Here is a 23999-nt window from a genome sequence, read left to right as displayed (position 1 = left end):
CGATCCCGCCCAACACCAAGCCCTCCAAACCCTGCTCAACCAGCGCTCAGAAACCGCTACTTGACACAGGGCTTCTATGAGGTGGACATGACGCGTACCACCTCCACCGGGCGGGTGGGGCTGTTGTGAAAGTTGGCGCTAGGGCTGCCATCCGGTTGAGTCGGCCCACGTCCAGGCTCGCCGGTAGGCCTCGGCAAACCACGGTTCCTTGGCGGCGACATAGCGCGAGATGTCACCGCCCGCGGCCTGCTCGGCCTTGAGCTTGACGGCCAGGTAGTCGGCGCGCGCGCCGACGTCGGCCCGCAGCCAGGCTACGAACAGCAGGGCGAACTGCTGTCCCGGCCAGCCGTCCACCCTGACGTGCACATTGGTCGGCCGGCCGGGGTCGGCGGACGCGTGAATCCGCTTGTGCCACAGGCCGGGATCGTCGCTGTGGTCGTAGCGCTCGACGGTGCTGCGCGCGTCGGTCCGGGCGGTGTCCTCGGTGATGCTCTCGAAGCGCGGGTAGCCGGCCGCCAATAAGGATTCGGCAAGTTCGTCGGCGACCGCGAGCGATTCGACGGTGATCTGCATGTCGATGACGTCCTTGGCGTCCAAGGCGGGCAGCGCGGTGGAGCCGATGTGGTCGACGCGAATGGCCCGATGGCCACAGGCGGTCTGCAGCCGGTGCGCGATCCGCCGCGCCTGGTCGGGCCAGCTCGGGTCGGCCGGCACGAGACGCACGGGCGCCCTGGCGATCTGGCGCGCGCTCAGGTTGTGGGCGAACGGCAGGATGCGGTCGTTCCACACGTCGCGGGCCCGCTGCGCCAGCTCCTCCGGGCTGCCCGAGTTGTCCAGCCAGACGTCGGCGACGGCGCGGCGCTGCTCGTCGTCGGCCTGCGCGGCGATCCGGGCGCGGGCGTCGTCCTCGGGCATGCCGCGCAGGTCGACCAGCCGTCGCACCCGCACCTCGACGTCGGCGTGCACCACCACGACGAGCGGGAACAGCGGCGCCATCCCCGACTCCACCAGCAGCGGAATGTCTTCGACGACAACCGAATCCGCGGGCACCGAAGCGATGATCTCGGAGCGCCGCTTGCCCACCAGCGGATGCACGATCCCGTTGAGCTTCTGGCGCGCCTCGTCGTCACGAAAGGCCTTGGCGGCCAACGCGGGTCGATCCAGCGATCCGTCGGGCGACAAGATGTCGTCGCCGAACGCCTCGACGAGCGCCTTCAGGCCCTCGGTGCCCGGCTCGACCACCTCGCGCGCGATGACGTCTCCGTCGACGATGACGGCACCACACTTCGCGAAGGTCGACGAGACCGCCGACTTGCCGGCGCCGATGCCACCGGTCAACCCGATGCGCAGCATCCCTGGACGCCGTTAGGCGTTGCCGGCGAGCTTTTCCCGCAGGGCCGCCAATTGGGCGTCGCTGGCGAGCGAACCACCCGCCGCCTTCTCCGACGAGGCGCCGTTGCCCGGCGCAGAGTCGCCGGCGGCATGGGCGGCCGACTCGGCCGCGGCGAACTTCTCCATCTGCGCGGTGTGCATCTTGTGCCGGCGCTCCGCCTCGGCGTAGCGCGCCTCCCACTCGTTGCGCTGGGCGTCGAATCCCTCGAGCCATTCGTTGGTCTCGGAGTCGAAGCCCTCGGGGAAGATGTAGTTGCCCTGCTCGTCGTAGCTGTCGGCCATGCCGTACTTCGCCGGGTCGAATTCCTCGGTGTAGTCCTCGTTGGCCTGCTTGAGCGACAACGAGATTCGGCGGCGCTCCAGGTCGATGTCGATGACCTTGACCATCGCGTCGTCGCCGACGGCGACCACCTGGTCGGGCACCTCGACGTGCCGCTCGGCCAGCTCGGAGATGTGCACCAGCCCCTCGATGCCCTCCTCGACGCGGACGAACGCGCCGAACGGAACCAGCTTGGTGACCTTGCCGGGCACGATCTGGCCGATGGCGTGCGTGCGGGCGAAGTGGCGCCACGGGTCTTCCTGGGTCGCCTTGAGCGACAACGAAACCCGCTCGCGGTCCATGTCGACGTCGAGCACCTCGACGGTGACCTCGTCGCCGACCTGCACCACCTCGGACGGGTGGTCGATGTGCTTCCAGGACAGCTCGGAGACGTGCACCAGGCCGTCCACCCCACCGAGGTCGACGAACGCGCCGAAGTTGACGATGGACGAGACGACACCCTTGCGGATGCTGCCCTTCTGCAGCTGGTTGAGGAACTCGCTGCGCACCTCGGACTGGGTCTGCTCGAGCCAGGCGCGGCGGGACAGCACCACGTTGTTGCGGTTCTTGTCCAGCTCGATGATCTTGGCCTCGATCTCCTTGCCGATGTACGGCTGCAGGTCGCGGACGCGGCGCATCTCGACGAGCGAGGCGGGCAGGAAGCCGCGCAACCCGATGTCGAGGATCAGGCCGCCCTTGACGACCTCGATGACGGTGCCCTTGACGGCCTCGTCCTTCTCCTTGAGCGCCTCGATGGTGCCCCAGGCGCGCTCGTACTGTGCGCGCTTCTTGGACAGGATCAGCCGGCCCTCTTTGTCCTCCTTGGTGAGAACCAGGGCCTCGACCTCATCGCCGACGGAAACGACCTCGTTGGGGTCGACGTCGTGCTTGATGGAGAGCTCGCGGGCGGGGATGACCCCTTCGGTCTTGTAGCCGATGTCGAGGAGCACCTCGTCCCGGTCAACTTTGACGATCGTGCCCTCGACGATGTCGCCATCGTTGAAGTACTTGATCGTTTTGTCTATTGCGGCGAGAAAATCCTCGCTCGAGCCAATGTCGTTGACGGCTACTTGCGGCGAGGTGACGGCGGGACTCGGCATGTTGTTGGGTTGCTCCGGACAGGTTGGGTCGTAGGGATAATTCAGGATTTACCTGTCGAGGCTACTCGACAGTGCACACGCTGGACAAACCAGTCTGCGCCGCGGGAGCCACCTACGTGACAACAATGCGAATTTCCGGCCAATTCTGGCCCGGCTGACATATCAGTGACCGAGCTCAAACTCGCCCGTGAGCACGTTGGAATCGGGCTCCAGCGGCGGGCACGTCAATCCTTGGCCACCAGCCGCAGCGGTAGGTGCTCGAAACGGTGGATCACGTTGTTGGTTGCCCGCGTTGGGGTTCCGTCGATCTCGATACGGTCGACGTGGCGCAGCAGTGCACGCAGGAACGACTGCGTTTCCAACCTGGCGAGACCTTGGCCCGCGCACGCGTGCATTCCGTGCCCGAACCCCACCTGCGCAGAAGCGTCCCGCTCGATGTCGAAATGGTCGGGGTCCGTCCAGACGCGTTCGTCGCGGTTCGCCGATGCGAACATGATCAGGACACGTGATCCGGCGGGAATTCGAGTGCCCGCGATCTCGACATCACGCGCGGCGCGCCGGCCGAACGCCCTTACCGGCGACTCCAGCCGCACGATTTCGTTGGTGGCGTTGGGAATTCGGTCGGGGTTTGCCTGCAGCAGGCGCCACTGGTCGGGGTTCTCCGCAAAGAGCCACAGCGCCGCGGCGATCGCACTCGCGGTGGTGTCGATGGACGGTGCCAGGTAGTCGATGAAGACGGAAGGCAGGCGCGACCGTTCGATGTCGCCCTTGTCGATGCTGTGCAGCACCTCGTCCGACATGCTGCCCGGGAGGACGTCGCGCCGACGAGCGAGCCGGTGCACGAATCCCAGCATTGCGACGGTGCCGGGCATCGAGCGAACTGCCTGCTTATTCATCGGACCGAGCATGTCGAAGATGGCGCCGGCCCACGGCACCAGGTTCTCCCGCCCGCGTTGCGGCCATCCGACAAGGTCGGGAACCACTGTCAGCGGGAGCTTGAGGGCCATCTCCGCGACGCCATCCACCCTGCCCTTGGCCACGGCGGCCAGCACAGTCCGCTCCGCCAGCTCGTCGATCTGGCCGCACAGCGGTCGCAGGGCCCGGGGCAGCATCCGGTGCGCCATCAGCTTGCGATGCGTGTCGTGGGCGCGACCGTCGGTCATGAGCAGGCTGTCCTTGCCGATGAATCGCGCCACCGGGTTGAGGGCCACGCCCTGGTTGGAACGGAAGGTGTCGTCGTCGCGGAGGGCGGACTTGACCTCTGCGTAGCGCGGGAACGCGTAGAGCTTGTGTTTCGGCAGCCAAACGACCGCGCCGAGGTTGCGCATCGCCGCGTAGTGCGGGAGGGGATCGAGGATCGCATCGGTTGAGTACAGGTCCGCGGGGTAGGCGGGCGGCTGGCCGGCCGTCGTTCGCGCCCACCGCCGCCCGGCCCGGCCGCGGGCGGCAAACCTGGGAGCCGAATGCGACGGAGTGGAGAGGGTCATGTGACCATCGTCACCGAAGCAGGAACGGTAAAGCCAGGGGCCCAGCGCACCATATTTGCTCATCTCTGGTGCTGGCAGCACCGCCCTTCTAGGCTGTCGTGGTGGCTCCCCGCGTTCGCGAAACGACACGGCGGCTGCTGCGGTCGATGGCCGAGACCCTCGTCGAGGACCAAGACGGCTGGCTCACCGACCTGACCGAGGAGTCGATGAAGGCCGCCGGAATGGAGCTGACGGCCGCGGATCCCGTGCTGCGGGCGGCGTCCGAACGAGCGTTCAAGGCCAGCTTCCTGCACTTTGCGCTCCAAAACGTGCAGAATCCCGGGGCCCGCGTCGAGCCCGGGCTGGGTGACGAAGTTGTTCACATCGCGCGCGATCTGATCAGACGAGGCCTCGAGGACACCGCCACAGCGGCGTACCGGGCAGGCCAGGCCCAGGCTCTTCGGCACTTGCTCACCATGGCGTTCGAGGCGACCAGCGACCCCGAGGAGTTGCGCGACCTGCTGGACACCATCACGTGGTCGATCAGCGACTACGTCGAGAGGACGGTCTCCGGCGTCATGGAGTTGATGCGGGCCGAGCGTGCCGAAATCCTCCGCGGCGCTCAGCCCGAACTCCGCGAGACCGTCACGCTGGTGATCGAGGGCGCACCGATCAGCGCCCAGCGGGCCGAGTCCCGGCTGGGGTATCGGCTCGACCAGGCCCACACCGCGCTGGTGGTGTGGACGCCGGAACCCGACGCCGACCTGCGCGTCGTCGACGACGTCGTCGAAATGCTCGGCCGGTCCCGGCGCTCCCGGCCGCTGACGGTGATGCCGGGCGCGGCCATGAAGTGGGTATGGCTGCCCGGAGCCGAGGCCATCGACCGTGAGCGGCTGCGCCGTGCGGTGGATCCATCCGGGGCCGTCCGGGTGGCGGTCGGCGGGCAGGCCGGGGGCGTCGAAGGATTCCGGCGCAGCCATCGTGACGCCGTGGCCGCACAGCGCATGGTGGCCCGATTGGACTCGCCGCAGCGCGTCGTCTTCTTCGATGAGGTTCACCTGGTGGCGTTGCTGACCGCTGACCCGGACAGCGCGGAGCAGTTCGTCAGGCAGGTGCTCGGCGACCTCGCCGTCGCCCCCCGGGAGGTACGTGAGGCGCTTCGCGCATTCATCGAGGAGAACGGCAGCGTCAGCCGGGCCGCCGCCCGGCAGTACGCGCATCGCAACACCGTCATGCGCCGCGTGGCGCGCGCCGAAGCGATGTTGCCCCGTCCACTCGACGACAACCGGGTGCAGGTGGCGGCCGCGCTGCAGGTGTTGTGCTGGACGAGTCCGGGGCGCTGAGCCCCGCGCCTCAGTGGGCCGCAGCGTCCGATTGCCGCGCTAGTGCGCGGCGGTGTCCCACGAGCGGCCGTAGCCGACCGAGACCTCGAGCGGGACGTCGAGCGGATAGGCGCCGCCCATCTTCTCGCGCGCCAGCGCCTCGACCTGCTCGCGCTCACCCGGCGCGATTTCGAATAACAGCTCGTCGTGCACCTGCAGCAGCATCCGCGACGCCAGCCCGGCCTGCTTGATGGCCTTGTCGACCTCGATCATCGCCACCTTGATGATGTCGGCCGCGCTGCCCTGGATGGGCGCGTTGAGCGCCGCCCGCTCGGCCGCCTCCCGCACCTGACGATTGCTGCTGTCCAGCTCGGGCAGGTAGCGCCGGCGGCCCAGCACCGTCGAGGTGTAGCCGTCCTTGCGGGCCTGCTCCACGACGTCCATCAGGTAGTCGCGCACGCCGCCGAATCGGGCGAAGTAGGCGTCCATCTGTTCCTTGGCTTCCTCGGTGGAGATCTTCAGCTGCTGGGACAGGCCGTAGGCGCTCAACCCGTAGGCCAGCCCGTACGACATCGCCTTGACGCGGCGGCGCAGCTCGGGGGTGACCTCCTCGATCGGCACCCCGAACGCCCGCGACGCGACGAACGAGTGCAGGTCCTCCCCGGTGTTGAAGGCTTCGATGAGCCCTTCGTCTTTCGACAGGTGCGCCATGATCCGCATCTCGATCTGGCTGTAGTCCGCGGTCATCAGCTCTTCGTAGGAAAAGTCGGGGCCCTTGCCGACGACGAACCCGTCCCGGATCTGGCGGCCTTCCTCGGTGCGGATCGGGATGTTCTGCAGGTTGGGCTCGGTCGACGACAGCCGGCCGGTCGCCGCGATGGTCTGGTTGAACGTGGTGTGGATGCGGCCGTCGGCGGCCACCGAGTTCAGCAGCCCGTCGACGGTGACCTTGAGCCGGGTGACGTCGCGGTGGGCTAGCAGGTGCTGCAGGAACGGATGGCCGGTCTTGTCAAACAGCGACTGCAGGGCGTCGGCGTCGGTGGTGTATCCGGTCTTGGTGCGCTTGGTCTTCGGCATCCCGAGCTCGTCGAACAGCACCACCTGCAACTGCTTGGGCGAGCCCAGGTTGATCTGCTTGCCGATCACGGCGTAGGCGGCCTCGGCGGCGTCGCGGATCTGGTCGGCGAACTGGCTTTGCAGCTCGCCCAGCAGTCGCAGATCGACGGCGATGCCGGCACTTTCCATTTCGGCCAGCACGTGTTGCACCGGCAGCTCCATCTCACCCAGCAGCGCGGTCGAGTCGATGCGATCCAGCTCGGCGTCCAGCGCGTCGGCCAGGTCGACGACGGCCCGGGCCCGCAGGATCAGGGTCGCGACGGCTTGCTCGTCCACGCCCTCTATGTCGTCGAGCAACGAAAGCTGTTGCTGCTCGGGGGTTTCCGCGCGCAGCTCGCGACGCAGGTAACGCAGCGACAGGTCGTCGAGGGTGAAGCTGCGCTGCCCCGGGCGCACCAGGTAGGCGGCCAGCGCGGTGTCGGAGGTGACGCCGTTCAGCGTCCAGCCGCGGCCGGCCAGGTCGTGGATGGCGAGCTTGGCCTCGTGCAGCGCTTTGGGTTTCGCCGGGTCGGCCAGCCAGGCCGCCAGCGCGGCGTCGTCGGCGGGGGTCAGCGTCGCGGTGTCGATGTAGGCGCCGTCGCCGTCGGCGGCGGCGATGCCCAGCCCGGTGGCGTCCCCGCCGTGCGGCAGGTGGGTGCCCGCGACGGCCAGGCCCGCCCGGCGCCCGTCGCCGGCGTGCGCGGCCAGCCACTGCCCGACGGTGCCGGGCTCGAGCGCGTCGCCGCGCACGTCGAAGCCCTCGTCGACCTCGGGCTCGACGGCGACCAGGGTCTCGAACAGCCGGTCGCGCAGCACCCGGAACTCCAGATCGTCGAACAGCCGATGGATCTGGTCGCGGTCCCAGGGCTGCAGCCGCAGCGTGTCCGGGGTTTGGGCCAGCGGCACGTCCTTGACCAGGTCGGTGAGCTCGCGGTTGCGGATGACGCTGGCCAGGTTGGCGCGCAGCGCGTCGCCCACCTTGCCGCGGACCGAGTCGACGTTGTCGACAAGCGCCTGCAGGGAGCCGTATTCGGCGATCCACTTCGAGGCGGTCTTCTCCCCCACCCCGGGAATGCCGGGCAGGTTGTCGCTGGGATCGCCGCGCAGCGCCGCGAAGTCGGGGTACTGCTGCGGGGTCAGCCCATACTTTTCCACGACGGCCTCGGGGGTGAAGCGGGTCAGTTCGCTGACGCCCTTGCGCGGGTACAGCACCGTGACGTCGTCGCTGACCAGCTGCAGGGAGTCGCGATCACCGCTGACCACCAGCACGCGGTAGCCCTCGTTCTCGGCCTGGGTGGCCAGCGTCGCGATGAGGTCGTCGGCCTCGAAGCCCTGCTCCGAGAGCACCGTGATGCCCAGCGCGTTGAGCACTTCCTTGGTGATGTCGATCTGACCGTGGAATTCGTCCGGCGTCGACGACCGGTTGGCCTTGTATTCGGGGTAGCGCTCGGAGCGGAAGGTCTGCCGCGAAACGTCGAACGCCGCGGCGATGTGCGTCGGCGCCTCGTCGCGCAGCAGGTTGATCAGCATGGCGGTGAAGCCGTAGACCGCGTTGGTGGTCAGCCCGCCGCGGGTCTTGAAGTTCTCGGCCGGCAGCGCGTAGAACGCCCGGAACGCCAGCGAATTGCCGTCCAAGAGCATGAGTGTCGGTTTGGTTTGTTCCTCGGTTTTCTGAGGGGTGGCGGCGGGCACGCATTCACTCTAGGCACCCGGTGTGACGAAGCCTGGCGCCCCCAAACAAGCGCTTGGTAGTGTTGGCGGGTGCCCGAGGTCACCAGCCAACAACCCGCGATCGACGGATGGTTCGCCACCGATGCCGCCGGTAGCGCCCATCTGATCGGCAGCAAATGCCCCGAGTGCGGCACCTACGTGTTCCCGCCGCGCGAGAACAATTGCCCCAACCCGGCGTGCGCCAGCGACACGCTCGAGCCCGTCGCCTTGTCGACCCGGGGGACGCTGTGGAGCTACACCGAAAACCGGTATCCGCCGCCGGCGCCCTACCCCGCCCCTGACCCTTTCGAGCCGTTCGCCATCGCGGCGGTGGAGCTGGCCGAGGAGGGGCTGATCGTGCTGGGCAAGGTCGTCGAGGGCACGCTGGCCGAGGATTTGAAGGTCGGCATGGAGATGGAGCTGACCACCATGCCGCTGTATACCGACGACGACGGCGTCGAGCGCCTCGTCTATGCGTGGAGGATCTCGTCATGAGCCCTGAACCGCTGTACATCCTCGGCGCCGGCATGCACCCCTGGGGCAAGTGGGGCCGCGACTTCACCGAATACGGCGTCGTCGCCGCGCGGGCCGCGCTGGCCGAGGCCGGCCTGGACTGGCGGCAGATCCAGCTGGTCGCCGGGGCCGACACCATCCGCAACGGCTATCCCGGTTTCATCGCCGGGTCGACGTTCGCGCAGAAGCTGGGCTGGAACGGGGTCCCGGTCAGCTCCAGCTACGCCGCGTGCGCCAGCGGCTCGCAGGCGCTGCAGAGCGCCCGGGCGCAGATCCTGGCCGGCTTCTGCGACGTCGCGCTGGTGATCGGCGCCGACACCACCCCGAAGGGCGCGTTCGCCCCAGTCGGAGGGGAGCGCAAGAACGACCCCGACTGGCAGCGGTTCCACCTCATCGGGGCGATGAACCCGGTGTACTTCGCGCTGCTGGCGCGGCGCCGGATGGACCTCTACGGCGCCACGCCCGAGGACTTCGCACAGGTGAAGGTGAAGAACTCCCGGCACGGCCTGCAGAACCCAAATGCCCGCTACCGCAAGGAATCCTCGGTCGACGACGTGTTCGCCAGCCCCGTGGTGGCCGACCCGCTGCGGCAGCTCGACATCTGCGCCACGTCCGACGGCGCCGCCGCGCTGATCGTCGCCAGCGCCGACTTCGCCCGCAAGCACCTCGGATCGCTCGACGGCGTCCCGTCGGTGCGCGCGGTCAGCACCGTGACACCGCGCTACCCGCAGCACCTGCCCGAATTACCCGATATCGCAACGGATTCCACCGCGGCGGTGCCCGCGCCGGAGCGGGTGTTCAAGGACCAGATCCTCGACGCCGCGTACGCCGAGGCGGGCATCGGGCCCGAGGACGTCAGCCTGGCCGAGGTCTATGACCTGTCCACCGCGCTGGAGCTGGACTGGTACGAACACCTGGGGCTGTGCGCCAAGGGCGAGGCCGAGGCGCTGCTGCGCAGCGGCGCCACCACCATCGGCGGCAAGGTCCCCGTCAACCCGTCCGGCGGGCTGGCGTGCTTCGGGGAGGCCATCCCCGCCCAGGCGATCGCGCAGGTCTGCGAGTTGACCTGGCAGCTGCGCGGCCAGGCCACCGGCCGGCAAGTGGAGGGCGCGACCGTCGGTGTCACCGCCAACCAGGGCCTGTTCGGCCACGGCTCGTCGGTGATCGTCGCCCGCTAGCTCGCTCGGTTACGCCGAGAATGCAACCAGAGCGTCGAATCGCCAAAATTCGCGATCTGAGCGCAGTCTCGACGCGGTTGGCCGTCGCGTGCCAAGGCGGTTTCCCCGCCCTGGACGCACACGCAAAGCCGTCACCGCACGCTATTCGGAAGCCTCTTTGGGCGCGTCGCCCAGGGTTTCCAAGACCACCTCGGCCACCCGCTTCATGGTGGTCCGCCGGTCCATGGCCGCGCGCTGGATCCATTTGAAAGCCTCGGGCTCGGTCATGCCCTGCTTGGTCTGCAGCAGGCCCTTGGCGCGCTCGACGAGCTTGCGGGTCTCTAGCCGGTCGGACAGCGTCGCCACTTCGCGTTCCAGCTCGGTGATCTCGGCGAACCGGCTGACCGCCAATTCGATCGCCGGGATCAGGTCGCTGATCGTGAACGGCTTCACCAGGTAGGCCATCGCGCCGGCGTCGCGGGCACGCTCGACCAGGTCGCGCTGGCTGAACGCGGTCAGCACCACGATCGGCGCGATGCGCTTGCTGGCTATCTCCGAGGCGGCGTCGATGCCGTCACGGCGTGGCATCTTCACGTCCATGATCACCAGGTCCGGCTTGTGGCGCTCGGCGAGTTCGACGGCCTCCTGGCCGTCGCCCGCCTCGCCGACGATCTCGTAGCCCTCCTCTCGGAGCATCTCGGCCAGGTCTAGTCGGATGAGCGCTTCGTCTTCCGCGATCAGGACCCGGCGCGGCACAGCGGCGTCGGTGTCGGTCTTGGGGCCTGTCATGACGGACATTGTGTCGTGCACCCCCGCCACCAGCGAACTCGGGGGCGGTGAGAATGGATCGGCGCACCGATCCTCTATGGTGGGAGGCTGCTCGCCCTCGTATCCCAACTGGCAGAGGAAACGGACTCAAAACCCGTCCAGTGTGGGTTCGAATCCCACCGAGGGCACTCCTCTCAAATGCTGTACACCATCGGACACGGTGCGAAGACCGCCGACGAACTCGCCGCCGCACTTCGCCGGCACGGCATCACGCTGCTGGTCGACGTCCGCAGTTTCCCCGGCTCGCGGCGCAATCCCGACGTGTCCAAGGACGCGATGCCGGGCTGGCTCAACGCCGCTGGGATCGCCTATCGGCACGAGCCGGACCTCGGTGGGCGACGCAAGCCGCCGGCCGCCCGGCTACCGCGCGACCAGTGGTGGGAGAACCCGGCGTTCGCCAACTACGCAGCGCATACCCGCACGCCGGAGTTCCGGGCGGCATACGAGCGGCTGCTGCACGACGCCGAAGCCGGCGACGTGGCCATCATGTGCGGCGAGCCGACCTGGTGGCGCTGTCACCGCCGCATGATCGCCGACCTGGCCACCCGAGACGGACACCCGGTGCAGCACATCATGCCCAACGGCTCGCTGGCGCCACACCCGCCATCGGACTGGCTCACCGTCGATGTTGACCGGGCACCCGACAAATGACGAGGTCAACGGTTAGGCTTTGAACGTGGGCGCGAAGAAATGCGGAGCCCCACCCCGGTCAGAAGGCTCGTCGAACAGCCCGGACTGCGTCGCCGCGGTGCGGGCGCAGACGCGCGACCGCAATCAGCATTACGCCGCCAGCGCCGCGCGCCGGGGCCGGATCCTCATGATCACCTCGTGGCTGGCGGTGATGGTGAGCGTGAGCTTCGTGCTCGTGCAGATCGCGACCGATTCCTGGACCTGGCAGGTCAGCTCGATCAACATCGCCGGCGCCATGGTCTTCTCGATGGTGCCCTGGCTGCAGCGATTCGGGGAACTGGTTGCGCCGCTTACCTTTATCGGCGCGGCCTACGTCTCCATCTTCGCCAGCTGCCTGGACGTGGGCACCGGTTCCGGATCGCAGTTCTTCTTCCTGGTCGGCGCATGCATCGTCGTGCTGGTGCTGGGCATCGAACATATCGTGTTGGCGTCGGTGCTGGCCGCCATCGCCGCCGGCCTGATCATCGCGGTCGAGTTTCTGGTCCCGCGCAACACCGGGCTGCAGCCGGCTTGGGCCACGTCGGCGGGCTTCGTCGTCACCACAGTCTCCAGCGTCGTGATGGTGGTCGTGACAGTCTGGTTCGCGCTGCGGGACACCGCCCGTGCCGAGGCGGTCATGGAAGCCCAGTACGAGCGCTCGGAGACGCTGCTGGAGAACATGTTGCCCGCCAGCGTCGCCGAGCGCCTCAAGGAGCCCGACCGCAACGTCATCGCCGACAAGTACGACGACGCCTCGGTGCTGTTCGCCGACATCGTCGGGTTCACCGAGCGCGCCAGCAGCACGCCGCCGGCCGACCTGGTGCGCTTCCTCGACCGCCTGTACGGAGCGTTCGACGCCCTCGTGGACAAGCACGGCCTGGAGAAGATCAAAGTCAGCGGCGATTCGTACATGGTGGTCAGCGGCGTGCCGCGGTCGCGGCCCGACCATTCCCGCGCGCTGGCGGATTTCGCGCTCGACATGGCCAATGTCGCAGCGGGACTGAGGGATCCGCACGGTGAGCCGATCCCCCTGCGGGTGGGCATGGCCTGTGGGCCGGTGGTCGCCGGCGTCGTCGGCTCGCGCCGGTTCTTCTACGACGTGTGGGGGGACGCGGTCAACGTCGCTTCCCGGATGGAATCCACCGACTCGGTGGGCCGGATCCAGCTGCCTGAGGCGATGTACGAGCGCCTCAAAGACGAGTTCGTGCTGCAGGAGCGGGGCAGCATCGAGGTCAAGGGCAAGGGCCCAATGCGAACCTGGTACCTGATCGGGCGCAAGGCAACCGAGGAGCCCACCAACCTGTCCGCCGAGGAACCGCGCACCGCGCGCGTCTGAGCCGAAAGTCCCTATCCCCCGGTCCGCGGTTTGTGTCAGACTTCGGCCATGCAAACTACAGCTGGAACCGCCCCTGTCCCAAGCTTGTTGCCGCACTTGTGGAAATCCGCGCTGGCCTCCGGAATCCTGTCGCTCGTCGTCGGCGCCGTGATCCTGGCCTGGCCGGGAATATCCATTCTCGCTGCCGCCGTCGCGTTCGGCATCTATCTGTTGATCACCGGTGCCGCGCAGGTGATCTTCGCGTTCAGCCTGCATGTCTCGGCGGGAAGCCGGATCTTGTTGTTCATCAGCGGCGCGGCGTCACTCATCTTGGCGGTCTTGGCATTTCGGCATTTCGGTCAGGGATACGCAGTTCTGTTGCTGGCCATCTGGATTGGCATCGGGTTCATCTTCCGCGGGGTGGCCACGACGGTCTCGGCTATCAGCGATCCGGCGCTGCCGGGCCGGGGCTGGTCGATCTTCATCGGCGTGATCAGCCTGCTCGCCGGAATCGTGGTCCTGGCGTCGCCGTTCGACTCGATCGTCACCCTGGCGATAGTGGTCGGCGTCTGGTTCGTGGTAATCGGCGTTTTCGAGATTGTGTCGTCGTTCGGCATTCGCAAGGCTTCTAAAGAACTGGCGCGTGGCGCCAGCGCTGCCTAACTACTACACTGCGTCGTAGATACCCGCAGTAGGGAGATGACAGATGAATGTCGTCGATATTTCGCGGTGGCAGTTCGGTATCACCACCGTCTACCACTTCATCTTCGTGCCGCTCACCATCGGCTTGGCTCCCCTGCTGGCCGTCATGCAGACGGTGTGGGTCGCAACCGGCAACACCGCCTGGTACCGGCTGACCAAGTTCTTCGGCAAGCTGTTCCTGATCAACTTCGCCATCGGCGTAGCCACCGGCATCGTCCAGGAATTTCAGTTCGGGATGAACTGGAGCGAGTACTCGCGATTCGTCGGCGACATCTTCGGCGCCCCGCTTGCGATGGAGGGTCTGTTCGCCTTCTTCTTCGAGTCCACCTTCATCGGGTTGTGGATCTTCGGCTGGAGCCGGCTGCCGCGGCTGCTACACCTGGCCTGCATCTGGATCGTCGCGATCAGTGTCAACGTCTCCGCGTTCTTCATCATCGTGGCGAACTCGTTCATGCAGCACCCGGTCGGCGCGCACTACAACCCGACGACGCACCGCGCCGAGCTGAACAGCATCTTCGCGCTGCTGTCCAATAACACCGCGCTGGCAGCGTTTTCGCACACCGTGACGGGGGCGCTACTAACCGCCGGAACTTTCGTCGCCGCCGTCAGCGCGTGGTGGCTGATCCGTTCGCGCAATCCGGCATCCGCCCTCTCCGAAGCCGACGCCCGCAACCTGTTTCGCCCCGCGGCCATCCTGGGCTGCTGGGTGGTGCTGCTCGCCGCAGTCGGGCTGTTCTTCACCGGCGACCGCCAGGGCAAGCTGATGTTCGTTCAGCAGCCGATGAAGATGGCGTCTGCGGAATCGTTGTGCAGCACCGAATCCGATCCGAACTTCTCGATCCTGACCGTCGGCACGCACAACAACTGCGACAGCATCACCCGCGTGATCGAGGTGCCGTACGTGTTGCCGTTCCTGGCCGAGGGCAAGACCAGCGGTGTCACGTTGCAAGGTGTGCGCAACATCCAGCAGGACTTCGAGCACAGATTCGGGCCGAACGACTACCGGCCCAATCTTTTCGTCACCTACTGGTCATTCCGCGCGATGATCGGATTCCTCGCCATTCCGGTGCTGTTCGCGCTCGCGACGTTGTGGTTCACCCGCGGCGACCGGGTGCCCAACCAGCGCTGGTTCTCGTGGTTTGCGCTGCTGACCATTCCAACGCCGTTCCTGGCCAACATCTCCGGGTGGGTGTTCACCGAAATGGGCCGCCAGCCCTGGATCGTCGTTCCGAACCCGACCGGCGATCAACAGGTGAGGTTTACCGTCCACGAAGCCGTCTCCAATCACGCTCCCGGAATGGTGGTCACATCCCTGGTGACCTTCACCCTCGTCTACGCGGTGCTCGCGGTCATCTGGTCCTACCTGCTCAGGCGCTACGTCGCTGCGGGCCCACAGGAACACGACGCCGAACCGGCACCGCCCCGAGCGCCCAGCGAGGACGACGTGGCGCCACTTTCGTTCGCGTACTAAGGAGCTGACCGGTGGCATTGCAACAGTTGTGGTTCGGCATCATCGCGATGCTGTTCCTCGGTTTCTTCATCCTCGAGGGCTTCGACTTCGGCGTGGGCATGCTGATGGAACCGTTCGCCCGCTTCGGCGTGGGCGACCCGGAGCTGCATCGCCGCACGGCGCTCAACACCATCGGGCCGGTGTGGGACGGCAACGAGGTCTGGCTGATCACGGCTGGCGCGGCGATGTTCGCCGCCTTCCCCGGCTGGTATGCCACCGTGTTCTCCACCCTGTACCTGCCGCTGCTCGCGATCCTGTTCGGCATGATCGTGCGCTCCGTGTCGATCGAATGGCGCGGCAAGATCGACGACACGAAATGGCGCCGCTGGGCCGATTTCGGGATCGCCGCCGGGTCGTGGCTGCCCGCCATCCTGTGGGGCGTCGCCTTCGCCATCCTCGTCCGCGGGCTGCCCGTGGACGCCGCCGGCCACATCAACCTGTCGATCACCGATGTGCTCAACCCCTACACGCTGCTGGGCGGCCTGGCCACCGCCGGGCTGTTCCTGCAGTACGGCGCGGTGTTCGTCGGGTTGAAGACCTCGGGCACCATCCGGGACGAAGCGCACCGGTTCGCGGTGTGGTTGTCGTTGCCTGCCACGGGACTGGTTGCGGCCTTTGGGCTTTGGACGCAGCTGGCGTACGGCAAGGGCTGGACCTGGATCGTGCTGGGGGTCGCGGTCGTCGCCCAGCTGGCGGCCGTGCTGCTGGTGTGGCGGCGCGCGTCGGAGGGCTGGGCCTTCGCCAGTACCGCCCTGGTGGTGGCGGCCGTGGTGATTCTGTTGTTCGGCTCGTTGTACCCGAACCTGGTGCCCTCGACGCTGAACAGCCAGTGGAGCGTGACGATCTACAACGCCTCGTCGACCCCCTACACCCTGAAGATCATGACCTGGGTGACGGCGATCATGGCGCCGCTGACGGTCGTGTACCAGGCGTGGACGTATTGGGTGTTCCGGCAACGGATCTCGTCCGAGCGGATACCGGCCCCCGTCGGCCTGGCGAGGCGTGCGTCCTGAGCGCAACCGCATCACGAGCGCCGCTGGACCCGCGGCTGTGGCGGGCGTCGAGCGCGTTGCGGCGCTACCTGGTCGCCGCGGTGGGTTGCGGGGTGGTGATCTCCGGCTGCGCGATCGGCTCGGCGATCGCCCTGGCCGGCGTCGTGGCCCGCGTCATCGGCGATCACCCAGCGCGTGGCTTGCGCGCCTGGCTGGCTCCCCTGTCAATCCTGTTGGCGCTGTGGGTCGTTCGCACGGTGACGCACTGGTTGCAGGCCCGTCTGGGGCAGCGCGGGGCCGGCGCGGTCATCGCCGACCTCAACGGGCAGGTGCTGACCGCGGTGACCGCCCGGCAACCGGCAGAACTCGCCGCGCAGCGGGATGCCGCCGCCGTCGTGGTGACGCGTGGCCTGGACGGGTTGCGGCCCTACTTCACCGGATACCTGCCCACCTTGCTGCTCGCCGCGATCTTGACCCCGGCGACCGTCGCCGTGATCGCGCTCTACGACCCGAAATCGATGGTGATCGTGTTGATCACGCTGCCGCTGATACCGGTGTTCATGGTGCTGATCGGGCTGGCGACCGCCGAGCGATCGGCGGCGGCGCTGGAGGCCATGACGACCCTGCAGGCCCGGCTGCTGGACCTGATCGCCGGCATCCCGACGCTGCGCGCGCTGGGCCGGGGCCGCGGCCCGGAACACCGGATCGCCGAACTGGCCGCGGCGCATCGACGTTCGGCGATGGCGACACTGCGGATCGCCTTCCTGTCGGCGCTGGTGCTCGAATTGCTGGCCACGCTCGGCGTGGCGCTGATCGCGGTCGGCATCGGCCTTCGCCTGCTGTTCGGCGAGATGACCCTGACCACCGGCCTGACCGTGCTGCTGCTGGCGCCCGACGTCTACTGGCCACTTCGGCGCATCGGCGTGGAATTCCATGCGGCCCAGGAGGGTAGGACCGCCGCCGACAAGGCGTTCGCCCTCATCGGCGAGCCCGCGGACATGACGGCGCGTAGCCAGACGGTGGACGCCCGGGGCGAGCAGATCCGTATCGAGGACCTCAGCGTGCTGGGCCGCGACGGCCACGCGCCCCGCGACCTGACCGCGGTGCTCGAGCCCGGTCGGGTCACGGTGCTGACCGGTCACAACGGCGCCGGCAAGAGCACCACGCTGCAGGTGATCGCCGGCCTCACCGCGCCGTCCTTCGGCCGGATCACCGTGGCCGGGGTCGACGTCGCCGACCTGGACCGCGCCGCGTGGTGGCGACAGCTGTCCTGGCTGCCGCAGCGGCCGGTCCTCGTCCCGGGCACCGTGCGGGACAACCTGAACCTGCTGGGAACGCTCGACGACCTCGACGAGGCCTGCGCCGCATCGGGTTTCGATGCGGTGCTGGCCAACCTGCCCGACGGGCTGGAAACCGTGCTCGGCCGCGGCGGCGTCGGGTTGTCGCTGGGCCAGCGCCAACGGCTCGGCCTGGCCCGGGCGCTCGGCTCGGCGGCCCCGGTGCTGCTGCTCGACGAGCCGACTGCGCACCTGGACGCGCGCACCGAACAGCTTGTGTTGCGGGCCATCGTTGAGCGCGCGCGCTCCGGTGCGACGGTGGTGGTCGTCGGGCACCGCGAGCCCGTCGTCGCAATCGGTGACCGGGTCGTCGAGGTGGTCGCCGACGCGGAGGTCCGCCATGCCGCGGTCTGATCTCCTCCTGGCCAGCGAGAGCCTGCTGCGCCCGCGGGTGCCACGAATGCTCGCGGCCATCGGGCTGGGCGTGCTGTCGCTGGGCAGCGCCCTGGCGCTGGCCGGGGTGTCGGCGTGGCTGATTACGCGGGCCTGGCAGATGCCGCCGGTGGTGGACCTGTCCGTCGCCGTCGTGGCCGTGCGCACGTTCGCGATTTCCCGGGGCGTGCTGCACTACTGCGAGCGGCTGGCCACCCACGACACCGCGCTGCGGGCGGGCGGGACGGCGCGCGCACAGATCTATCACCGGCTCGCCCGCGGCCCCGCGGCGACCGCCGTCCGCCTGCACAGCGGTGAGCTGGTGGCCAGGGTGGGTGCCGACGTCGACGAGCTGGCCAACGTGCTGGTGCGCGCGGTGGTGCCGATCGCCGTCGCCGCGGTGCTCGCGCTGGCGGCGACGGCGGTCGTCGCGGCCATCTCGCTGCCGGCCGCGGCGGTGCTGGCGGCGTGCCTGCTGATCGCCGGCTACGTTGCCCCGCGGCTGGCGGGCAAGGCCGCCGCGACGCAGGAAGAGGTTGCCCGCCAACATCATTCGGACCGCGATACGTCGGCGATGGTCGCCCTCGAACACGCCCCGGAGCTGCGCGTCGCGGGCGCCCTGCCCGCCGTCATCGCCGATGCGCAACGCCGCCACCGCGCCTGGGCCGAGGCCCTCGACGCAGCGGCGCAACCGGCGGCCATCGCCGAGGCGATGCCCACGGCGGCGATCGGCGCCAGCGTGCTGGGCGCGGTGGCGGCCGGGATCGGGTTGGCGCACACGGTCGCGCCCACCACGTTGGCCGTCCTGATGCTGTTGCCGCTGTCCGCGTTCGAGGCGACGACGGCGCTGCCGGCCGCCGCCGTCCAGCTGACCCGGTCACGGATCGCGGCGCGTCGCCTCCTGGACCTGGCTCCCCCGGACCAACTAAAGGACGGCGGCGCGCCGGTGCCCGCCCGCACCGGCGCCCTGGAGGCCGATGTCTGTTACGGCCACCCGAACGCGGTCCGGCTCACCCGGGTGGAGCTCGGGCTACCACCGGGCGCCCGGCTGGCCGTCACGGGCGCCAGCGGCTCGGGCAAGACGACGCTGCTGATGACGCTCGCCGGGCTGCTGCCCCCGCTGGACGGGCGAGTGCTACTAGACGGCACCGACATCGCCCGCTTCGACGAAGACGAATTGCACAGGGCGGTGAGCTTTTTCGCCGAGGACGCGCACGTCTTCGCCACCACCGTCCGCGACAATCTGCTGGTTGCCCGCGGGGACTGCGGCGACGAGGAGCTGACGGCGGCGCTGGAGGCGGTCGGCCTCGGCGGCTGGCTCGCCGGCCTGCCCGACGGCCTGTCCACGGTGTTGACCGGTGGCGCGCAGGCGGTTTCGGCGGGTCAGCGCCGACGGCTGCTGTTGGCCCGCGCCGTGATCTCGCCCGCCCGGATCGTGTTGCTCGACGAGCCGACCGAGCACCTCGACGCGGCCGACGCCGAACCGATCCTTCGCGATCTATTGGGCCCGAATGGCCTCATGTCCGCCGACCGGACTGTCGTGGTGGCTACTCACCACTTGCCCAACGGGATTGGCTGTCGGGCGCTGTCGCTCACAGCGACGCGGCAACTTCCCAGAGCGCCTCTCGGTCAACCGATTCCGAGCGGTCCACCGGGCTGATGACGATGTCCGTCGCGCCCGCATCCAAGTAGCGGCGCAGCTGGCGCAGGACCGATTCCGCCTTGCCGATCGCGGCGAGGTCGACGACGCTATCGGCCCCCTCTCGAGCAATGACATTCCGATACGACGGAATGGTCGCGTAGAAGCTGAGCTGCTCGGCGGCATTCGCGCGTGCGGCGTCGATGTCGTCGGACAGCAAAACGGGAACCGCGGCGACGATGCGCGGCGAGGGGCGGCCCGCATCGGCGGCCGCCTTGTTGATCGCCGGCGCGATGAATTCCTCGATCGTGCGCGGCCCGGCCAGGTAGGGCAGCGTGCCGTCGGCAAGCTCGCCGGTGACGCGCAACGCCTTGGGCCCCATCGCGGCCACATACACCGGCACGGGCGTGCCGCCCGCCACCGCCACCGGAAACGGCGGGTTGGCGGTCAGTTCGCTGCCGTGGGCGTTGACGCTGCCGGTATCGAAGACGGCGCGCAGGATGGTGAGATGTTCGCGCAACCGCTGAATGGTATTCGACCAGTCGGTTCCGAACGTCTGGCGTTCCAACGCTCGGGCGCCCAGGCCGAGGCCGAGGCTGAAGTTGCCGTGCGAGGCGGCCTGTGCCGTCTGCGCGAGCGAAGCGACGATGAGCGGGTGGCGCGGGTTGATCGGCACCACGGAGGTCCCCACCCCGAGCCCGGGCACGGCTCCGCCAATCAGACCGGCCAACGCGATCGCGTCGTAGTGAGACTGCTGGGCTAACCAAATCTGGCGGACGCCCAGTTCGTATGCGCGTTCGGATTGTTCGATCGCGTCGTCGACGAGATTGAGGGCATTTGGGCTGGGCATAATGATGATTCCGGTAGGCACGTCGCTACCAACGCAGTTGGACCGGGCGGGGATTCCCGTCGGATCTCATTGATCCGAACTCAGGCCGCGCAGCAGATCCTCGACGGTCTCAGCGTCGGCCTTCGGATCGCGCAGCCTCGACGGACAACGCCTCGATCAGATTGGCGCGTTCCTCCGCGGCGGCCGCGACATGGGCGGCGAGCTCGTGCGCGCTCCACCCCGCACACCACGTCGGCGCGGTCGCCTGCAACGTGGACAGGCTCGAAATCAGCTCGCGCATGGCGTCATCGCGCACACCCACCGTTTCTGCCATGAGTCCAGCCAACAGGCCGCCGACGATCAGTGCTGGCGGTTTTTCGACATCACAGCTGTCGTTGCTCGGCGCTGGCGTTGGCCAGGGCACCTTCCGTTATCCAGAATTTCCCGGCCGGGTCGCGCCTACGGGGCGGGCCGTGCCGCGAACGCGGTGTGCGGCGGCCCAAGATACGGGAAAACATCGAGCAGGTCGTCGTGGGGACGCAAACCATGTGTCGTCACGGCGTCGTTGGTGAGGATCGGCAGGAAGACTCGCATGACATCGTCGGTTAGCGTTCTGCCATTGTGGGGATATGACGCTTCATGCGTATTGTCGAAGGGAAGAATATCCGGCAGAAGGGTTTTGGCGACCCGCTGCGCCTCCTCGGGTGTGTATCCTCCGGAGTGCTCCAACGAATGCGCAAAAGTGGCGACGAAATTCGCATCATCTGCCGGTTCGGCGGCAAGGTAGGCTTCCCTCTGCTCGCCCGTGAGGAAGACGGATTGTGCGGCTAGTGCGCCCCGGTCCACCGCGACCCAGCGTCCGTTCACGCCGGTCAACGTCCGCGCCCAAAGGCCGACAGTGCCCGGCCCCAAGACAGAGTTCGGGACCTCGAGCACGATACTGCACACGTCTTTGTCGGCGAAGAAGTCTTCGGTGAATCGGAATCCGTTGAGGGCGCCGGGAGGGTCAAAGAAAAAGGGGTCGCTCCTCCAGCCCGCGAAGAGGCGATGTCCGGCCCCTTCGGTGATCGTCGCTTCCCGATCTAAAGAGACTGCGGCGCCGTCGATGAGCAATTCTCCCTCGGCCGCTGCCGTTGCAGGTGCCGGGCCGGTGATCAAGCTGAGGGTGGCCGTCTGCCCGTCTGCGGTGAACGGCGAGAAAACCAGCCGGTAGGTTAGATCTGCGATGTTGTCCCCATTGCTGTCGATCCTAAATTCATAGAATGTGTTCGGAGCGAAGGGAATCGAAGTTGTCGGCTCGGGCGGTTCCAAGCTGGACGAGGCGTGGACGTTCATTATCAGGATGGATTTGCCGACATCGCCCGGCTTGGGAAAGGCAAAGAGGTCATTGAAATCCAGTCGGGCATCGCCGTTGGGAAAGCCGAATTGAGGGCCGGAATAATGATGCGACAAGCGATCTACCCTCCTGAAATTAGACGTGAGGCGATCACCGCAGGTCGAGGGACCGCGCCGTGACACCAAGGTTGAAACCTACAGGTGCCGCCGGCGCGGCGTGAACTCCAGCGTCAACAACACGAACACCAACTGGACCAGCTGGGTCATCGAGATCACGGCGTACCGCCGCGCGTCCATGGAGTGGAACTTCCGCACGTAGCGGTACAGCGACTCGAGCGCGATCAGCGGGTCGAGCACATGGATCAACCGATAGAACACGCGCTGCACCCGGCCGCGGTCCTTGTCCTCGAAGATTTCCGGGAATGCCGCGAACGACAGCGATACCCGTTGCGCGCCAGCTTCTTTCGCGGTCATGATCATGTCCACGCTGAGCCGTTCGTCGATGCCGTTGGGGGCCCCGCGGCGACGCCACGGCACGTCGAGGCTGATGTCGCTGCCGCCACCGGCCGTCGCGTACCTATGGAAGCCCTGTACCCGCCCGGATGCGTCGCGGGCGATGATCAGTTGTATCCCGGGGAACCGGCCCTCGAGCACGCCGTCGAGATTCATGTAGAAGCCGCGGTCGGCGTGGGCCCCGCTGGGCGACGCGCGCACCACGTCGGTGAGCTCGGCGAGCAGCTTGTCGTCGAGCTCCTGCTCGGCCACGATCTCGGTGGTGATGCCGCAGTTGTGGGTGCGCTTCACGGCCTGGCGCAGGTTGCGGAACTTGCGTCCCACCATCTCGAAGCTCGCCACGTCGACGACGACATCGCGGCCGATCGGTATGGCGCGCAACGTTTGGCCGATCACCGCCGGGTCTTTCCACAACCCGAGCCGGCGTTCGCTGCAACCCACCACCGCGATCCGCCAGCCGTGGGCGTGGCACATGGCGGCGAAGTCGGCGACCAGCTCGGGGAATTTCTCTTCGTTGCCGACGGGGTCCCCGCCGACCGCGGCGTATCCCAGCCGGGTCCGATACGCCAGCGCCGCGGTGCCGTCCGCGGTGAAGTGGTAGCACTTGCCGGTCTGCATGGCGAACGGGGCCAGCGGGTCGTCGGCGCTGGCGTTGATCAGCCCCCAAATGCGGGGCAGGTCCTCGGGTCGCGGGTGCGCCGTCGTCGGCCACATCAGCGCCACCCCGGAGCTGACGATCAGCAGGTCTCCGAGCAGGTCGAAGGACAGCACGTGTGCGCCGAGGCCCGCCACCACGAAAAGCGCGGCGGCGACGGCATGCACGGCCGTGACCGGACGACCCAGGAAGATGCCGCGGGCGATGAACGCCACCGCGCCCAGAACCGTCAGCGACCAGCCCAGCCGGTCGGCGTAATGCCAGTACGGCTGTTCGTGGTGGCGGGCCAATATGACGATCAGCCAGCCCGCGGCGCAGACCAGGGCCAACGCCCCGATCCAGCGGGCCGCCAGCGAATCGACGTGGACGACAACGCGTTCCCGCGCGCGCGATTTGGCCGCGACGTCGACCGGTCCGTCCACTGTCACCTCCCGATGCGAAAGTCCAGCTCGGGCGGCTTGTTTCCACCCCTCGCACCGAATACCCGGCTGATTGGAACTTACGCCCGATCGCGGCCGTGGTGGGCGCAAATCAGGCCGTTTTCCTGCGGGTATGCCGTACTGTGACCTGTCTATCGTCCGGAGGACGGGAAATATAACAGCACGCCTTCCTGCACCACCGTGGCGACGACCTGCCCGGAGCGGTCGAAGAAATGGCCGGTGCCGAGCCCGCGGGAATCCGCGGCCACCGGCGAGGACGTCGAGTACAACACCCAATTGTTGAAGTCGACCTGCCGGTGGAACCACACCGAATGGTTGGCGGACGCCGCGAAGATGCGGTCAAAGCCCCAGGACAGCCCGTGCGTGGTGATGGCCGAGTCCAGCACCGTGGTGTCCGAGGAGAACAACATGGTCGCGGTGTGCAGCACCGGGTCGTCGGGCAACGCACCCAGCGCCTTCATCCAGACCCTGTTGTGGGGCAGGCGCTCGCCCTTGTCGCGCATGACCCACGAGGGATCGTTGGTGAAGCGCCATTCGATCGGCTGCAGGGCATTGACGAAGTGCGGGACGATCTTTTCGTAGCCGCGCAACAGCTCGGCGAGCGACGGCTGCGCGTGCGGCGAGGCGACCTGCGGCGGGTCGACGCCGTGCAGGACGGGATTCTGTTGTCCACGGCGCTGATCTCCTACATGTCGGGCGGCCCCGGCCTCGAGCACGGCGTCGAACCGCCGCAGGTCGCCTCGCCGCACGCGCAGCCGTCGCTCGCCGAGCTGTTGCGCGGCGACGAAA

20 protein-coding genes and 1 tRNA gene are annotated in these 23999 nt (G+C 67.9%); 11 read left to right on the top strand and 10 right to left on the bottom strand.

Features of this window, described 5'->3' with window-relative positions; genetic code table 11:
• Positions 1-138: 138 nt before the first annotated feature.
• The 3 genes from coaE to A5706_RS13205 all read right to left on the bottom strand — a co-directional run bounded on the left by coaE (position 139) and on the right by A5706_RS13205 (position 4298).
• Positions 139-1353 carry a dephospho-CoA kinase gene (gene coaE / locus A5706_RS13215; RefSeq protein WP_068131219.1) on the bottom strand — a complete coding sequence of 405 codons (1215 nt, stop codon included), beginning with the start codon at positions 1351-1353 and terminating at the stop codon, positions 139-141.
• Positions 1354-1365: 12 nt separating this feature from the next.
• Positions 1366-2811, bottom strand: coding sequence for a 30S ribosomal protein S1 (gene rpsA / locus A5706_RS13210; protein WP_066931815.1), 1446 nt, complete (start codon positions 2809-2811; stop codon positions 1366-1368).
• Between the two features lie 224 nt (positions 2812-3035).
• Positions 3036-4298, bottom strand: coding sequence for a cytochrome P450 (locus tag A5706_RS13205; protein ID WP_369831857.1), 1263 nt, complete (start codon positions 4296-4298; stop codon positions 3036-3038).
• A 101-nt stretch (positions 4299-4399) separates the two neighbouring features.
• On the opposite strand from A5706_RS13205, the gene A5706_RS13200 reads away from it, so the two are divergent.
• The gene (locus tag A5706_RS13200) at positions 4400-5620 is read left to right on the top strand and encodes a CdaR family transcriptional regulator (protein ID WP_156767099.1); all 1221 of its coding nucleotides are present in this window, start codon (positions 4400-4402) and stop codon (positions 5618-5620) included.
• A gap of 39 nt (positions 5621-5659) precedes the next feature.
• Here A5706_RS13200 and polA read toward each other — a convergent pair whose 3' ends face one another.
• Positions 5660-8335 (bottom strand): DNA polymerase I, encoded by a 2676-nt coding sequence (polA, locus tag A5706_RS13195; protein ID WP_068131223.1) that lies wholly within the window; start codon positions 8333-8335, stop codon positions 5660-5662.
• 120 nt (positions 8336-8455) lie between these two features.
• On the opposite strand from polA, the gene A5706_RS13190 reads away from it, so the two are divergent.
• Both A5706_RS13190 and A5706_RS13185 read left to right on the top strand, forming a co-directional pair.
• Entirely contained in the window at positions 8456-8899 is a 444-nt protein-coding gene (locus A5706_RS13190; protein ID WP_068131215.1) for a Zn-ribbon domain-containing OB-fold protein, read from the top strand.
• Positions 8896-10095, top strand: a complete 1200-nt coding sequence (locus tag A5706_RS13185) for a lipid-transfer protein (RefSeq protein WP_068131214.1) — start codon at positions 8896-8898, stop codon at positions 10093-10095. Before A5706_RS13190 ends, A5706_RS13185 begins: the two co-directional genes overlap by 4 nt.
• 141 nt (positions 10096-10236) lie before the next feature.
• Here the strand turns inward: A5706_RS13185 and A5706_RS13180 are convergent, their stop codons facing one another.
• Positions 10237-10863: an ANTAR domain-containing response regulator gene (locus A5706_RS13180; protein ID WP_068131221.1), complete on the bottom strand. Its 627-nt coding sequence runs from the start codon at positions 10861-10863 to the stop codon at positions 10237-10239.
• A 93-nt stretch (positions 10864-10956) separates the two neighbouring features.
• Between A5706_RS13180 and A5706_RS13175 the strand changes: the two genes are divergently transcribed.
• The 8 genes from A5706_RS13175 to cydC all read left to right on the top strand — a co-directional run bounded on the left by A5706_RS13175 (position 10957) and on the right by cydC (position 19459).
• Positions 10957-11030 (top strand) — tRNA-Leu (locus tag A5706_RS13175).
• A gap of 10 nt (positions 11031-11040) precedes the next feature.
• Complete coding sequence (locus A5706_RS13170) at positions 11041-11553, top strand: DUF488 family protein (RefSeq protein WP_068131213.1); 513 nt, start codon at positions 11041-11043, stop codon at positions 11551-11553.
• Positions 11554-11578: 25 nt separating this feature from the next.
• Positions 11579-12907 carry an adenylate/guanylate cyclase domain-containing protein gene (locus A5706_RS13165; protein WP_068131212.1) on the top strand — a complete coding sequence of 443 codons (1329 nt, stop codon included), beginning with the start codon at positions 11579-11581 and terminating at the stop codon, positions 12905-12907.
• Positions 12908-12955: 48 nt separating this feature from the next.
• The gene (locus tag A5706_RS13160) at positions 12956-13549 is read left to right on the top strand and encodes an HdeD family acid-resistance protein (protein ID WP_369831856.1); all 594 of its coding nucleotides are present in this window, start codon (positions 12956-12958) and stop codon (positions 13547-13549) included.
• 43 nt (positions 13550-13592) lie between these two features.
• Positions 13593-15059, top strand: coding sequence for a cytochrome ubiquinol oxidase subunit I (locus A5706_RS13155; protein WP_068131210.1), 1467 nt, complete (start codon positions 13593-13595; stop codon positions 15057-15059).
• Between the two features lie 11 nt (positions 15060-15070).
• Positions 15071-16111, top strand: a complete 1041-nt coding sequence (gene cydB / locus A5706_RS13150; RefSeq protein WP_068131209.1) for a cytochrome d ubiquinol oxidase subunit II — start codon at positions 15071-15073, stop codon at positions 16109-16111.
• An 80-nt stretch (positions 16112-16191) separates the two neighbouring features.
• On the top strand, positions 16192-17781 hold the full coding sequence (cydD, locus tag A5706_RS13145) for a thiol reductant ABC exporter subunit CydD (protein WP_231985269.1): 1590 nt from the start codon (positions 16192-16194) through the stop codon (positions 17779-17781).
• Positions 17768-19459, top strand: coding sequence for a thiol reductant ABC exporter subunit CydC (gene cydC, locus A5706_RS13140; protein ID WP_068131206.1), 1692 nt, complete (start codon positions 17768-17770; stop codon positions 19457-19459). Before cydD ends, cydC begins: the two co-directional genes overlap by 14 nt.
• On the opposite strand, the gene A5706_RS13135 is transcribed toward cydC, so the two are convergent.
• The 5 genes from A5706_RS13135 to A5706_RS13115 form a co-directional block, all read right to left on the bottom strand.
• Positions 19392-20309, bottom strand: coding sequence for an LLM class F420-dependent oxidoreductase (locus tag A5706_RS13135; protein WP_156767097.1), 918 nt, complete (start codon positions 20307-20309; stop codon positions 19392-19394). The two genes, cydC and A5706_RS13135, sit on opposite strands and share 68 nt — an antisense overlap.
• A gap of 88 nt (positions 20310-20397) precedes the next feature.
• Positions 20398-20601 (bottom strand): maleylpyruvate isomerase N-terminal domain-containing protein, encoded by a 204-nt coding sequence (locus tag A5706_RS13130; RefSeq protein ID WP_068131200.1) that lies wholly within the window; start codon positions 20599-20601, stop codon positions 20398-20400.
• A 125-nt stretch (positions 20602-20726) separates the two neighbouring features.
• Complete coding sequence (locus A5706_RS13125) at positions 20727-21719, bottom strand: DUF4331 family protein (protein ID WP_068131199.1); 993 nt, start codon at positions 21717-21719, stop codon at positions 20727-20729.
• A 78-nt stretch (positions 21720-21797) separates the two neighbouring features.
• Complete coding sequence (locus A5706_RS13120; RefSeq protein ID WP_068131196.1) at positions 21798-23192, bottom strand: bifunctional lysylphosphatidylglycerol flippase/synthetase MprF; 1395 nt, start codon at positions 23190-23192, stop codon at positions 21798-21800.
• Between the two features lie 149 nt (positions 23193-23341).
• Positions 23342-23999: acyl-CoA thioesterase domain-containing protein (locus tag A5706_RS13115; RefSeq protein ID WP_156767096.1), on the bottom strand; the 658-nt coding region annotated here is incomplete at its 5' end.

It is taken from the genome of Mycobacterium sp. E796 (assembly GCF_001672815.1).
Taxonomy (GTDB): domain Bacteria; phylum Actinomycetota; class Actinomycetes; order Mycobacteriales; family Mycobacteriaceae; genus Mycobacterium.
The sequence above is the reverse complement of the archived record's forward strand: the minus strand, read 5'-3'. Positions and strand labels throughout refer to the sequence as shown.

Excerpts from the sequence above, each read along its gene's own strand:
- A5706_RS13180 (WP_068131221.1), bottom strand. The coding sequence starts at position 10,863 with ATGACAGGCCCCAAGACCGACACCGACGCCGCTGTGCCGCGCCGGGTC.
- A5706_RS13185 (WP_068131214.1), top strand. The coding sequence starts at position 8,896 with ATGAGCCCTGAACCGCTGTACATCCTCGGCGCCGGCATGCACCCCTGG.
- cydC (WP_068131206.1), top strand. The coding sequence starts at position 17,768 with ATGCCGCGGTCTGATCTCCTCCTGGCCAGCGAGAGCCTGCTGCGCCCG.
- rpsA (WP_066931815.1), bottom strand. The coding sequence starts at position 2,811 with ATGCCGAGTCCCGCCGTCACCTCGCCGCAAGTAGCCGTCAACGACATT.
- A5706_RS13170 (WP_068131213.1), top strand. The coding sequence starts at position 11,041 with ATGCTGTACACCATCGGACACGGTGCGAAGACCGCCGACGAACTCGCC.
- A5706_RS13130 (WP_068131200.1), bottom strand. The coding sequence starts at position 20,601 with ATGGCAGAAACGGTGGGTGTGCGCGATGACGCCATGCGCGAGCTGATT.
- polA (WP_068131223.1), bottom strand. The coding sequence starts at position 8,335 with ATGCTCTTGGACGGCAATTCGCTGGCGTTCCGGGCGTTCTACGCGCTG.
- A5706_RS13155 (WP_068131210.1), top strand. The coding sequence starts at position 13,593 with ATGAATGTCGTCGATATTTCGCGGTGGCAGTTCGGTATCACCACCGTC.
- A5706_RS13160 (WP_369831856.1), top strand. The coding sequence starts at position 12,956 with ATGCAAACTACAGCTGGAACCGCCCCTGTCCCAAGCTTGTTGCCGCAC.
- A5706_RS13205 (WP_369831857.1), bottom strand. The coding sequence starts at position 4,298 with ATGACCCTCTCCACTCCGTCGCATTCGGCTCCCAGGTTTGCCGCCCGC.
- coaE (WP_068131219.1), bottom strand. The coding sequence starts at position 1,353 with ATGCTGCGCATCGGGTTGACCGGTGGCATCGGCGCCGGCAAGTCGGCG.